Raw genomic sequence first — 14466 nt, 5'->3', positions numbered from 1 at the left:
GGCGTAATATTTTAAAGTTAAAAAAGTCACTTTCGTTAACATAGACTTTACCCGTTTTACGGTTAAATATAATGGGGCTACCACGATGGGAAAAAGCGTTTTGATAGAACTCTGGAAGTGCATATGAATAGATAACAAATGAACTTAATAACATGCCAAATAATACTATAAAAAAAATCTTTAATTCAGATTTTTTTAGTAATATTGAAAAAAAATCAAAACTAAAAAAGACTAAGACCATAAACATTAAAATTAATGATATAGATAAACACAAATAAAGAATCTGATCAGAAGGAATCTTTCGAATAAAGGCGCAGTAGTTATTATTGGCATAACTTAAGCGACGATCATGCAGGGGCACACTATAAGGACCTTTATCCAAATCCCCAAACCAACCAAAAATTTGTGGACGGTATTTTGATGGCATTTTATTCTCCTTTTATTTATTCTTCCTGCTTCGGTTAATGATGAGCGGAATTTCGCCATCATCTTGTGCATTAGGGCTGATATTGATTTGATAGTTATTTATTAGATCATAAGCAAAGGTGCCCGCTACCCAGGTTATCAGCGTTAGATCACTACCTGGCTGGTTAGAATCAGTTTTTTTCACTTCAATTTTTTCAATATCAGTAAAATTAGATTGCTATACCACTTTGCCCATGCTTGCCAAACTGCAACGGCTTTTGGGCTATTGCGTTATATTGTGCCGTTGTTTAATTTCGGCGAGCTCTTCTAATGATGTAGCATTAAATGCTTCTACCATCCATTCAGGCCAGCCTTGGCCGTCAATTCTATGGGCTTTAAATTCCGCCTCTTGATCTGACTTATATTCACCATCATCAATATTGGCTGATTTATAATACACCATAAAACTATTAATCCATCCCCAAACAAATGTACTACCAGCGCCTGCTCGGGCAGGATCTAGCATGATATGATCAATCACTTGATGCGTACCGGGTTGGCACACCATTAACACGGTCGAGCTTAAAGCATTACGCGACATATTATGGATAATAACACCATGCAAATCATCCCAATCATACTCTTTTATTCGGCGTTTTTTGGGTTGTAAAAATACTACGGGATGGCGTAAAAACTTAAAGTTAAAAAAATCACTTTCATTAACATAGACTTTACTCGTTTTACGATTAAATATAATAGGGCTGCCACGATGGGAAAATAGATTATGATAGATTTCTGGAATAACAAAATACATAGCAATAAAGCATAAAATAACACCACTTAACGCAGCTAAAAACATGTTAGTTTCTAAAATTGGATCACATAAATAAGTCAATATAGATAATATAACCACTGCAGAGCATAAAAGAATAACAGCAATGATGTAAATACATAAATAAAAAACTTGATCAGAAGGAATCTTACGAATAAAGGCACAATAGTTATTATTGGCATAACTTAAGCGACGATCATGCAGGGGCACACTATAAGGGCCTTTATCTAGATCACCAAACCAACCAAAAATTTGTGGACGGTATTTTGATGGCATTTTATTCTCCTTTTATTTATTCTTCCTGCTTCGGTTAATGATGAGTGGAATTTCGCCATCATCTTGTCCATTAGGGCAGATATTGATTTGATAGTTATTTATTAGATCATAAGCAAAGGTGCCCGCTACCCAGGTTATCAGCGTTAGGTGGCTATCTGGCTGGTTAGAATCGGTTTGTTTTACTTCAATTTTTTCAATATCGGTAAAATTAGATTGTCATGCCGCTTTGCCCATGCTTGCCAAACTGTAACGGCTTTTGGGCTATTGCGTTATATTGTGCCGTTGTTTAATTTCGGCGAGCTCTTCTAATGATGTAGCATTAAATGCTTCTACCATCCATTCGGGCCAGCCTTGGCCGTCAATCCTATGTGCTTTAAATTCCGCCTCTTGATCTGACTTATATTCACCATCATCAATATTGGCAACATCACAAAAAAACATAAAACTATTGATCCATCCCCAAACAAATGTACTACCAGCGCCTGCTCGGGCAGGATCTAGCATGATATGATCAATCACTTGATGCGTACCGGGTTGGCACACCATTAACACAGTCGAGCTTAAAGCATTACGCGACATATTATGGATAATAACACCATGCAAATCATCCCAATCATACTCTTTTATTCGGCGTTTTTTCGGTTGTAAAAATACTACGGGATGGCGTAATATTTTAAAGTTAAAAAAGTCACTTTCGTTAACATAGACTTTACCCGTTTTACGGTTAAATATAATGGGGCTACCACGGCGAGAGAATAGATTATGATACAGTTGAGGAACAGCATAATACATACCGATACAACAGGTAATAAATCCAATAACTCCAATAAAACAAAGCATGCTACCACTATCAGGATGATCATAATCCATAATAAATGTAGGAAAACCAATAAGAAGTATTAATAAAACAATAACGACAACAAAATAGAGACAGGCATAAAAAATCTGATCATTATGATCCTGACGAATAAAGGCACAATAGTTATTATTGGCATAGCTTAAGCGATCGTCATGCAGGGGCACTAAACGTGGGCCTTTATCTAGATCGCCAAACCAACCAAAAATTTGTGGACGGTATTTTGATGGCATTTTATTCTCCTTTTATTTATTCTTCCTGCTTCGGTTAATGATAAGTGGAATTTCGCCATCATCTTGTGCATTAGGGCAGAATTAGATTGCTATACCACTTTGCCCATGCTTGCCAAACTGCAACGGCTTTTGGGCTATTCCGTTATATTGTGCCGTTGTTTAATTTCGGCGAGCTCTTCTAATGATGTAGCATTAAACGCTTCTACCATCCATTCAGGCCAGCCTTGTCCTTTAATAATTTGGTCTTTAAATTGGGTTTCTTGTTCCCATTTGTATTTGCCGTCGTTTAGGCCAGCTAATTTGTTCGCGCACATAAAATTATTAACCCAACCCCAAACCAGATAACTACCTATGCCGACACGTAATGGATCTAATAATATATGGTCGATGGTTTTATGGCTATGGGGCTTGCATACCATTAAAATAGTGGTGTTGAGTGAGTAGCGTGAAAAATTATGCACCACCACCCCTTGTAAATGGGCCCAGTCATATTCTTTAATGCGTTTTTTATTAGGGTGCAAAAAGGTTAGTGGATTGCGTAACACTTTAAAATTAAAAAAATAGCTTTCATTGATATACACTTTACCCGTTTTACGATTAAAAATAATGGGGCTTCCTCGGCGTGTAAACAGGTTTTGATAGATTTCGGGAATAATAAGATAAATAGCAACACAGCAAATAGTAAATGCTGATATACCTAATATGTTTATTTTTGATTCATTTTCAATATTAAATAAAAAAACTAATAGTATCCATAAAATGGTTGATAAAGTTAAAAAAATTAACACAATTAAATAAATACACAAATAAAAAATCTGATCAGATTTTGTTTTACGGATAAAAGCACAGTAGTTATCATTGGCATAGAGCAAGCGATCATCGGCACCCTTTAAATAGTTCCCGCCTTTGTCTAAATCGCCTATCCAACCAAAAATTTGGGGTTGATATTGTGATGGCATTGTTTTGCTCCTTATCTTAAATTTTATTGTTTTTAGTCACAATTAATGGCACGCCTTCACGGTTATTGTAAAGTAGGCGGCGTTATCCTTTCCCACCCTGAACTATTGAAATTTATTGTTTTATATGATGCCGTTGTTTAATTTCAGCGAGCTCTTTTTGCGATGTGGCATTAAACGCTTCTACCATCCATTCGGGCCAACCTTGTCCTTTAATAATTTTGTCTTTAAATTGGGTTTCTTGTTCCCATTTGTATTTGCCGTCGTTTAGGCCGGCTAATTTGTTCGCGCACATAAAATTATTAACCCAACCCCAAACCAGATAACTACCTATGCCGACACGTAATGGGTCTAATAATATATGGTCGATTGTTTTATGGCTATGGGGCTTGCATACCATTAAAATAGTGGTGTTGAGTGAAGAGCGTGAAAAGTTATGCACCACCACTCCTTGTAAATGGGCCCAATCATATTCTTTTATGCGTTTTTTATTAGGATGCAAAAAGGTTAACGGATTGCGTAACACTTTAAAATTAAAAAAATAGCTTTCATTGATATACACTTTACCCGTTTTGCGATTAAAAATAATGGGGCTTCCTCGGCGTGTAAATAAGTTATGATATAATTCAGGAATGCAAAGGTACAAAGCAACGATGCAAGCAATCAATGTAACTATCACTGTAATGAATATAGCTGACTCTGTTACAGGACTTAAATCCAAAATCAATGAAAAACCCAAATATATAATGGGTATTGAAAGAATTAAAACAATTATAAGCATAAATGAATAAAAAATTTGACTAGATTTTGTTTTACGAATAAAAGCACAGTAGTTATCATTGGCATAGAGCAAGCGATCATCGGCACCCTTTAAATAGTTACCGCCTTTGTCTAAATCGCCTATCCAACCAAAAATTTGGGGTTGATATTGTGATGGCATTGTTTTGCTCCTTATTTTAAATTTTATTGTTTTTAGTCACAATTAATGGCACGCCTTCACGGTTATTGTAAAGTCGGCGGTGTTATCCCTTCCCGCCTTAAGCTATTGAAATTTATTGTTTTATATGATGCCGTTGTTTAATTTCAGCGAGCTCTTCTTGCGATGTGGCATTAAATGCTTCTACCATCCATTCTGGCCAGCCTTGTCCTTTAATAATTTGGTCTTTAAATTGGGTTTCTTGTTCCCATTTGTATTTGCCGTCGTTTAGGCCGGCTAATTTGTTCGCGCACATAAAATTATTGACCCAACCCCAAACCAGATAACTACCTATGCCGACACGTAATGGATCTAATAATATATGGTCGATTGTTTTATGGCTATGGGGCTTGCATACCATTAAAATAGTGGTGTTGAGTGAGCAGCGTGAAAAGTTATGCACCACCACCCCTTGTAAATGGGCCCAATCATATTCTTTAATGCGTTTTTTATTGGGGTGCAAAAAGGTTAGTGGATTGCGTAACACTTTAAAATTAAAAAAATAGCTTTCATTGATATACACTTTACCCGTTTTGCGATTAAAAATAATGGGGCTTCCTCGGCGTGTAAAAAGGTTTTGATAGATTTCAGGAATAGATATATATAAAGCAACTAAAGAAGTTATTAGAATTGTTACAAAAGTAATGTATATCAAACTTTCATCCTTAAGATCTAAATCTAGAATTAATGAAAAACACATATAAATGGCTGGCATTAAAAGAGCAAAAGTAACTAAAAAAATGGATAAGTAAAATATTTGATCCGATAAAGTTTTACGGATAAAAGCACAGTAGTTATCATTAGCATAGAGCAAGCGATCATCGGCACCCTTTAAATAGTTACCGCCTTTGTCTAAATCGCCTATCCAACCAAAAATTTGGGGTTGATATTGTGATGGCATTGTTTTGCTCCTTATTTTAAATTTTATTGTTTTTAGTCACAATTAATGGCACGCCTTCACGGTTATTGTAAAGTCGGCGGTGTTATCCCTTCCCGCCTTAAGCTATTGAAATTTATTGTTTTATATGATGCCGTTGTTTAATTTCAGCGAGCTCTTCTTGCGATGTGGCATTAAATGCTTCTACCATCCATTCTGGCCAGCCTTGTCCTTTAATAATTTGGTCTTTAAATTGGGTTTCTTGTTCCCATTTGTATTTGCCGTCGTTTAGGCCGGCTAATTTGTTCGCGCACATAAAATTATTGACCCAACCCCAAACCAGATAACTACCTATGCCGACACGTAATGGATCTAATAATATATGGTCGATTGTTTTATGGCTATGGGGCTTGCATACCATTAAAATAGTGGTGTTGAGTGAGCAGCGTGAAAAGTTATGCACCACCACCCCTTGTAAATGGGCCCAATCATATTCTTTAATGCGTTTTTTATTGGGGTGCAAAAAGGTTAGTGGATTGCGTAACACTTTAAAATTAAAAAAATAGCTTTCATTGATATACACTTTACCCGTTTTGCGATTAAAAATAATGGGGCTTCCTCGGCGTGTAAAAAGGTTTTGATAGATTTCAGGAATAGATATATATAAAGCAACTAAAGAAGTTATTAGAATTGTTACAAAAGTAATGTATATCAAACTTTCATCCTTAAGATCTAAATCTAGAATTAATGAAAAACACATATAAATGGCTGGCATTAAAAGAGCAAAAGTAACTAAAAAAATGGATAAGTAAAATATTTGATCCGATAAAGTTTTACGGATAAAAGCACAGTAGTTATCATTAGCATAGAGCAAGCGATCATCGGCACCCTTTAAATAGTTACCGCCTTTGTCTAAATCGCCTATCCAACCAAAAATTTGGGGTTGATATTGTGATGGCATTGTTTTGCTCCTTATTTTAAATTTTATTGTTTTTAGCCACAATTAATGGCGCGACTTTACGGTTATTGTAAAGTCGGCGGCTTTATCCTTTCCCACCCTGAACTATTGAAATTTATTGTTTTATATGATGCCGTTGTTTAATTTCGGCGAGCTCCTCTTGCGATGTGGCATTAAACGCTTCTACCATCCATTCGGGCCAGCCTTGTCCTTTAATAATTTTGTCTTTAAATTGGGTTTCTTGTTCCCATTTGTATTTGCCGTCGTTTAAACCGGCTAATTTGTTCGCGCACATAAAATTATTAACCCACCCCCAAACAAAATAACTACCTATGCCACCACGTAATGGGTCTAACAATATATGGTCGATTGTTTTATGGCTATGGGGCTTGCATACCATTAAAATAGTGGTGTTGAGTGAGTAGCGTGAAAAATTATGCACCACCACCCCTTGTAAATGGGCCCAATCATATTCTTTAATGCGTTTTTTATTGGGGTGCAAAAAGGTTAGTGGATTGCGTAACACTTTAAAATTAAAAAAATAGCTTTCATTGATATACACTTTACCCGTTTTGCGATTAAAAATAATGGGGCTTCCTCGGCGTGTAAAAAGGTTTTGATAGATTTCAGGAATAGATATATATAAAGCAACTAAAGAAGTTATTAGAATTGTTACAAAAGTAATGTATATCAAACTTTCATCCTTAAGATCTAAATCTAGAATTAATGAAAAACACATATAAATGGCTGGCATTAAAAGAGCAAAAGTAACTAAAAAAATGGATAAGTAAAATATTTGATCCGATAAAGTTTTACGGATAAAAGCACAGTAGTTATCATTAGCATAGAGCAAGCGATCATCGGCACCCTTTAAATAGTTACCGCCTTTGTCTAAATCGCCTATCCAACCAAAAATTTGGGGTTGATATTGTGATGGCATTGTTTTGCTCCTTATTTTAAATTTTATTGTTTTTAGCCACAATTAATGGCGCGACTTTACGGTTATTGTAAAGTCGGCGGCTTTATCCTTTCCCACCCTGAACTATTGAAATTTATTGTTTTATATGATGCCGTTGTTTAATTTCGGCGAGCTCCTCTTGCGATGTGGCATTAAACGCTTCTACCATCCATTCGGGCCAGCCTTGTCCTTTAATAATTTTGTCTTTAAATTGGGTTTCTTGTTCCCATTTGTATTTGCCGTCGTTTAAACCGGCTAATTTGTTCGCGCACATAAAATTATTAACCCACCCCCAAACAAAATAACTACCTATGCCACCACGTAATGGGTCTAACAATATATGGTCGATTGTTTTATGGCTATGGGGCTTGCATACCATTAAAATAGTGGTGTTGAGTGAGTAGCGTGAAAAATTATGCACCACCACCCCTTGTAAATGGGCCCAATCATATTCTTTAATGCGTTTTTTATTGGGGTGCAAAAAGGTTAGTGGATTGCGTAACACTTTAAAATTAAAAAAATAGCTTTCATTGATATACACTTTACCCGTTTTACGATTAAAAATAATGGGGCTTCCTCGGCGTGTAAATAAGTTTTGATATAAACCTGGAACAACTGTTGAGTACATTGCAAAAATGCAAAGTATTGCACCTATTGCTATAATAATTAGCATAAACTCATCTTCTTTGTCTTTTAATTCTGAAAAAATAAGAATGCATAAATCAATACTAGCAATAGCTCCTACACTTCCAAGAAACATAGATATAATAAAAATAAATGAATAAAAAATCTGATCAGATTTTGTTTTACGAATAAAAGCACAGTAATTATCATTGGCATAGAGCAAGCGATCATCGGCATCGGTTAGAGAGTTGCCGCCTTTTACTAAATCGCCTATCCAACCAAAAATTTGGGGTTGATATTGTGATGGCATTGTTTTGCTCCTTATTTTAAATTTTATTGTTTTTAGTCACAATTAATGGCACGTCTTCACGGTTATTGTATTGCACAATAATTTGATATTTTACAATATTAAACACACCTATTGTGCCAGCGATCCATTTATTGATAATAAGCCCATTTTGCACTGGCTCGTCGCTATTAGTTGTGGTTTTATCAGTAAGATGATTGGCCGATGTGGTTAAAGTAAATTCGTCTGGCTCGTCAATTTTGCTATATTCGGGTATTGGGCGCCTAGTCAGTACGTCGATATTACGATCATACTTATCAAAATAGGCTTGTTTATCCGTCCAAATAAGATTGAGGTTACCATAGCTTTTGCTGATGGCTAATAACGTTATTTGTTGCGAGGTGATATGGTATTTTAGATCGATATATTTTTCGGGCTGTGGGTCTGGCTCGCTTTTTAGATTTGGGTAATCATTAATAAATAAGCGAATTAGAGCTATTGCACTTTCGCTTTGATTGTATTTGGCAAAATCGGGAATATCCAAATAAAAATAGATATGCCGTTGAAATGGATTTGGGGCATCGGGCTCAGGTACACCTGTTATTGATGGGGCATGATACAGCGGTTTTAAACGAATAAAGGTTTGAATATTATAAACCATAATCGCATAGTCGTTGAGCGCTAAACCAAAACCTGAGTGAGTGCTATATTCATCTTCGTGATAAGCTTGATAGCCTAAATAGTCCAATTCTTGTTGCTTACCAAAGCAGCAACGGTTTAACCAGTGCTGAATAGCAGTAAATTTATCATACTTTTTACTAAACATAATTGCGATTGAACCAGCAACCATTAAAATAGCCCCCACAATCACAGTTATCCATGAACCAACTAATGCTATAACTGCACCAAATCCTAAAAAAATAGAGCCTACAAACCTATACCCAAAATATTTTTTATCTTCCATATTTATCATATCAAACGAACTTTTTAGCTCACCGATCGCATCTAATACCGTGATCGTAGCCGTTGCTCCGGAAACGGTTTTACTAATTATAGTATTGAGCTTAATTTGTGCTTTGATTGGGCGCACATCTTTACCAGCGTTAATCGCTTCAGCCATTTGTATATTGAGTTTGATATTTTGATATTGGTTAGTTAAGTCGATGCCGGTTAGTACCAGTGACACCAGATCTTTAAGCATTTGCCCTTTTAGATCGGTTTCACCGTTACCTTCTTTCATTTCATCCCATTCTTTAAGCATATCACTAATGTTTATTAGGGTAAGGGTGCCTAATATACCGCTCACCACAAGATTGATACCAAAAGTTATGTTCCCCGTTTTGACGTTTTGATTAGCGGTTTGTAATTCTATCTTATTATAGATACGTTCTAATTCATGTTGCGCTTTGTCTATCACACCACCCGCTTTTGATATTTTTTCATTGATTTTAGCTTTAGCTCGCTCTAGGGCTTTATCACTGATTTTGCGTAATTTATCAGTGATTGACGCTTTGCCTTGATTCACTTTTTCTATATTTTCAAGCAGTGTTTTTTGTTTATGGATTAATTTGAAATAATCTTTATATTTTTGCTCCATAAATTGTTTTAAGCTGTATGGGCTTAATGTGCCATTAGTGTCGTTGATAAAGTCAACAAACAAGGTTTTACTGGCTTTATCAGGAAAGCATAGGGTAAATTTCGCTTTTTGCATTTTGCCCGAGCTGGTTTTAATTGGCTTTTCATCAATATCAAAACTTTCTAAAAAAGCAAGCTCATGCGGGTGATAGGCGCCACGATTGTAAAAACCACGATGCATTTGGGTTAATAGATTTTGAATTTTTACGATATTTTCTGGTCTAATTTGCACGTTTATTTCAACGGGTAGCGCCCCTAGTTTGGCGAGTTCATCAAATGCATTAAGTCGCATCCAGTGCGATTTTATCGGTTTAAGTAGGGTGTCTTTAGCTAGTGTTGCCTGTTTTTTGAGTGCCGTGCGGTTAAGTAAACTTTCACTATATTTGGTTGATGCGTGCGTTTGTTGTGTTGAATTAGCAAGGTTGGATAATTCTTTATTTACCGTTTCAAGGTTTTTATTTAATTCCCTATTCTTAGTTTCATAAGCCTTTTTTTCGCGTCTGAGTTTTTCTTGTGCTACGGGATCACTCATTGGAATTTGTTTTTTTTGTTGTTCAAGCTCGTCAATTTTTTGTTTATTTTGTTCAATTTTAGCTTCTAGCTCGGCTTTGTTTTTTTCTAAGGCATTTTTTTTATCGTTTAGATCTTTATCACCTTTTTTTTCTGCAATTGCTGTAGAGGCTGTACCAATAAATTCTGTTGCTTTTGATAACCAATCTTTTGGTGTTATCAATTCGTTAGTTTTTAAGTCTACGTAGACTGTTTCGTCACGATCAATACCTTTAGCGTTGTTATATTCGGCGATGTAATAGATACTTTCAGGATTACTGAGCAGCTCATCCCATAGGGCACTGTCTTGATCGAGTTTGATTTCGGAATGAGTGGTATCAACTAAAATAGAACCCACTTCTGATGCGTGCACCAATTGCGTTGTTTCAGTGCTAAAATCAAATTCACGTTGCCAAAAATGATTGGTGTTAACGCTTTGGGGTTTGGTTTCGCTAAATTGCGAGACAATGTCTTGTTTGCCAAATAACCAACGCAAATAGGTAAAATAGTCTTGTGACCATTCTTTATGGTAATCAAGCACTTCGTTATAGGCTGTTTCTAATTCCCCTTTAAAGGTAGCAACTTTACCTTGATCTACACAGCTATCAAAATCATTCAGTGCTTTGGTTTTATCTTCACTCAATTTGCCGATTTTATGGTGCATTCTTGCAGATGTTGGAATACCATTATAACCGACGGTATCATTTCCCGAATTTTTTACTTTTTTTATTTTTTCTTCTACGCGAGCGATTTCACGATCAAACGAAGTTACAATCGAGGTTCGGTACTGCTCCATTAATTGTAAAATTATCCGCTTTTTAAACATCACTGGCCGATAATAATTAAATTGATTTGTTAACACTGGGCTGATCGTTTGGAGCATGTTTTTTGCTCGTTGTTCATAGATTTTCGTTGCTTTGTCTAAATCGTCAAAACCATCAATTAATTCTTCTGCTAAATTCACTTCTTCCGCGGTTAATGGTTTTTTGTTAAACATATGTAGGTACGATACCCGTTGTGAGTTGAGCTCTTCAGCAATACCGAAAGTGTCTTCTAGCACTACGCCACACGATATTGGTTTACCCCCTTGGTATAATTGATTAGTATGTAGCACATATTTTAATTTTTGGTCTTGTAAACTGGTAAACGGATGTACCGATTCAAAATTATTAAGATGCCCATCAAAACGAAACTCCAGTACTTTACTGTTTTCATCTTGATAAGTCTGATAACTGCTACCAAAAATATCTTTAAACGGCACAGCTCGCTTGCCCGTTGCATCAGATGGTGAGCTTTTAAGTTTTTGTATATCAATTTTGGTAAAACGGGATAACACTTGGCTATCTTGTTCTTTTAGGTAATCGTCGAGAGTCTTTTTGGGCCAAGGCTGTGAAGAATAAGCCACCCATGCTTGAGTAAAGTCCCTATTATTAAGGTTAATAAACGATGCAGGAATGTTGTGGCAAGCATTTTTACACGCTTTTGATATCGGTCTTGGCTCTGTATTAGTTAGTTCAAGGAAGTTTTTTAATCTTAGTGCGCCATCAATGCATTCATACACATGAAGTATTCGGCTCTCAATATTCTCACCTTGTTGTTGCATCACATAAACATAGCCGTTACGCAAAGTGCGAAGTACATAGTCATAATATTCTAATTCTTCATCTGGCATGCGGTGTTTAAAATCTAATGTTTTAGTATAATTCGCCAGTTCTTGATAAGTGGGGTTAACCTGTTTAATTTTATTGAATTTTGTTTTTATCACGGCTTGACGCAGTAAAAAGACGGGTAATCCTACTCGTTCACAGGCAAGGCAACTACCTGAGGCTTCATTTTTATTTTCTATCGCAATGTTTGCTGTTTTTTTCATCTTATGCTCTTTAATGCTTGTCTTATTTGTTATTCGTAAATAGAAAGTGATGGGCTTTCAAGCTGAATCTGGGCGTCAATAACGTGTTTTGAGAATGTGCCCGGCTCTTTTCGCGCTTTGGCAATTTGTTCAAGCACGTTAGGATGCTGAGTAAAAGCAGTTTGGTACCTTAAGCCATTTAATCCCCAAAATAAGATATCGGTAGCCTCAGTTAAACCTAATTGATACGCTTGCTCAACCAGTTGCGTTGAGTGCAAAATCACTTGGTTATGGAGTGGTAGTGATTTTTGATCATCAAATTGTGTTCGATTATTGGCCCATGCATTAACAAGGGTTCGAATCATTTTGAAATGTTTTAAGCGTTGGCAATAATGGTGGCTCCAGCGGTCTTGCGTTTCAAGTTCACTATCGGCCGTAAAATGAATAAACTGCCCAGCATGAATTGATGGATAGTAATAGTTTTCAATTTGGGCAAATTGCGATTTTAGCCATGCGCTGTCTTCGTTGGTAGCCACTTCTTGCAAAAATTGCATGCGAAACGGTTCAAAGAAAGGATAATAAGGCTGTTGCAATATTTTAGCGATGTTATTACCAATAGTTATCAGCTGCTTTGCCAATATCGACGGTTTAAGGGGGCTAACAATATAAGCACAAATATAACGCTTTGACCAAAAACATTCGATTTCAGCTTGCTCACTGATGTCATCAAGGATCGGGCTGTCTAAAAATTCATTGGGCTCTGCCAGTTTAATCAGTGTTGGGCATATACTTGGATCATAATCTAAATCAGTGCGCAATACCTGAGTGAGTTTCTGTTCGCCAAATAGTTTATCTTCACCAAATTGATCCACTAATGAGTCGTGTGATAATGGGTTTATTGAATTAAGTGCCACTAAATTATCGACTAATAAATAGCGATATTTGTTAAAGTTATCTTGATTATTCAATTTAGTAATCATTTTCAATCCGTTTCTGCGCAGCGTTTTACATTCAGTTCACTTGAGTTTAATCTAATTGTTTGAGATTGGCTTGCTGGTCCCATCTTCTGCATGACATTACACTTAAAATAGGTATTATCTTGCGTGCCTAGTTCAATGCCCTCACTGCTGATTTTGATGTACGAACCGCCACAGATAAGCTTGATTTCATCGCTCGCGGTGATAGTGACCTCACCATCCACGCTATCCACTTTGATATCTTGCTTGGCTGCCATATTGAGGTTGGCATTTTGGGCTTGCACTGCAATATCGCCTTGGTTGGCAAACAGTTTCATGCCTGATTTATGAGCAAATAGTCCTATTGCGTCGCCAGATGATACGGTGATGTTTTTTAATGCGTTGATATCGGTTTGGTTTTCGCTGGTTAGGGTTAAGCTATTGCCTGTTGTCAGTTGGATGTTTTCTGGGCTGGTTAAGGCAATGCCTTCTTGCGCATAGGCCAGTAGGCCACTTTGAGTTAGCTGAGTTAAGTTGGCTTTAAGCTGGTCTTGACTGTCGGTATCCGCGCTGTGTGCGTCGGACTGGGTAGCGGCATTTTGTAGGGCTTTGGCAATCGATAAGGCATTTTCCAGTTGGTTTATTGCCGTTTGCATATCCAGTTGTTTGCCTTGCGCTTTCGGCTCGGTTTGCGTGGTTAAGTATAAGCCTTTGTTGGCAGCAATCGCGCCCCGTTCATCCGTCCTCAGTTCAAAGCCTTCACCACGTTGTGCTTTTTTTTCGTTAACAAGGTGACCTAAGTTAAGTTGGCTTTTGCCGTATTCGGTGGCGAGTTTGATATGCTCTTGCCCGCGTTTATCATCCATGCGTAATTTATTGTTGGCGGGGGTGCGAATGACATTGCGGTGTTTGTTTACCGTAGTCACATGGTCTGGGTGGGCGCTGTCGTGCATGGCATGGGCGATATACGGCCTATCTGGATTACCATTCATAAAGGCAATCGCCACTTCCGTGCCATCAATTAATGGGAAGTGAAAACCATAGGTGTTACCCGAATAAGGTTTTGCTAAGCGTACCCATAAGCTTTCAGTACCCTTTTTCCACGCTTTTAAGTCAAAGTTGAATTTAACTCGGTAGCGCCCGTGAGTGTCAATATAGCCATAGGTGTCATTATCAGGGCTAGTGACCCGTGCGGGTAAGGTGCCACTGACTTGTGGCCAGCGTATGGGCGCGGGGCGAT

12 protein-coding genes are annotated in these 14466 nt (G+C 37.0%); all 12 read right to left on the bottom strand.

The genetic code is table 11. The features are described 5' to 3' along the window. Window positions 1-427 (bottom strand): DUF6708 domain-containing protein (locus tag A9G28_RS04315; protein ID WP_218057318.1); only part of this gene is annotated, 427 nt, incomplete at its 3' end. Window positions 428-688: 261 nt separating this feature from the next. After that, complete coding sequence (locus tag A9G28_RS04310; RefSeq protein ID WP_065579880.1) at window positions 689-1513, bottom strand: DUF6708 domain-containing protein; 825 nt, start codon at window positions 1511-1513, stop codon at window positions 689-691. 261 nt (window positions 1514-1774) lie between these two features. Continuing rightward, entirely contained in the window at window positions 1775-2602 is an 828-nt protein-coding gene (locus A9G28_RS04305) for a DUF6708 domain-containing protein (RefSeq protein ID WP_065579879.1), read from the bottom strand. Between the two features lie 134 nt (window positions 2603-2736). Further along, window positions 2737-3561, bottom strand: coding sequence for a DUF6708 domain-containing protein (locus A9G28_RS04300; RefSeq protein ID WP_065579878.1), 825 nt, complete (start codon window positions 3559-3561; stop codon window positions 2737-2739). 112 nt (window positions 3562-3673) lie between these two features. Further along, window positions 3674-4498 carry a DUF6708 domain-containing protein gene (locus A9G28_RS04295; protein ID WP_065579877.1) on the bottom strand — a complete coding sequence of 275 codons (825 nt, stop codon included), beginning with the start codon at window positions 4496-4498 and terminating at the stop codon, window positions 3674-3676. 112 nt (window positions 4499-4610) lie between these two features. After that, complete coding sequence (locus A9G28_RS04290; RefSeq protein ID WP_065579876.1) at window positions 4611-5435, bottom strand: DUF6708 domain-containing protein; 825 nt, start codon at window positions 5433-5435, stop codon at window positions 4611-4613. Between the two features lie 112 nt (window positions 5436-5547). Further along, window positions 5548-6372, bottom strand: coding sequence for a DUF6708 domain-containing protein (locus A9G28_RS04285; RefSeq protein WP_065579876.1), 825 nt, complete (start codon window positions 6370-6372; stop codon window positions 5548-5550). Window positions 6373-6484: 112 nt separating this feature from the next. Then, window positions 6485-7309 (bottom strand): DUF6708 domain-containing protein, encoded by an 825-nt coding sequence (locus A9G28_RS04280; protein ID WP_065579875.1) that lies wholly within the window; start codon window positions 7307-7309, stop codon window positions 6485-6487. A gap of 112 nt (window positions 7310-7421) precedes the next feature. Further along, a complete protein-coding gene (locus A9G28_RS04275) occupies window positions 7422-8261 on the bottom strand; it encodes a DUF6708 domain-containing protein (protein WP_065579874.1) in 840 nt (279 codons plus the stop codon). 16 nt (window positions 8262-8277) lie between these two features. Continuing rightward, complete coding sequence (locus tag A9G28_RS04270; protein ID WP_065579873.1) at window positions 8278-12291, bottom strand: toxin VasX; 4014 nt, start codon at window positions 12289-12291, stop codon at window positions 8278-8280. A gap of 29 nt (window positions 12292-12320) precedes the next feature. Further along, window positions 12321-13250, bottom strand: coding sequence for a hypothetical protein (locus tag A9G28_RS04265; RefSeq protein WP_065566424.1), 930 nt, complete (start codon window positions 13248-13250; stop codon window positions 12321-12323). A 2-nt stretch (window positions 13251-13252) separates the two neighbouring features. Then, on the bottom strand, window positions 13253-14466 hold a 1214-nt coding region (locus tag A9G28_RS04260; RefSeq protein ID WP_141674685.1), incomplete at its 5' end, for a DUF2345 domain-containing protein.

It is taken from the genome of Gilliamella sp. Fer1-1 (genome assembly GCF_001690825.1).
GTDB lineage: Bacteria > Pseudomonadota > Gammaproteobacteria > Enterobacterales > Orbaceae > Gilliamella > Gilliamella apicola_C.
This window is presented reverse-complemented; position numbering and strand designations above follow the sequence as displayed.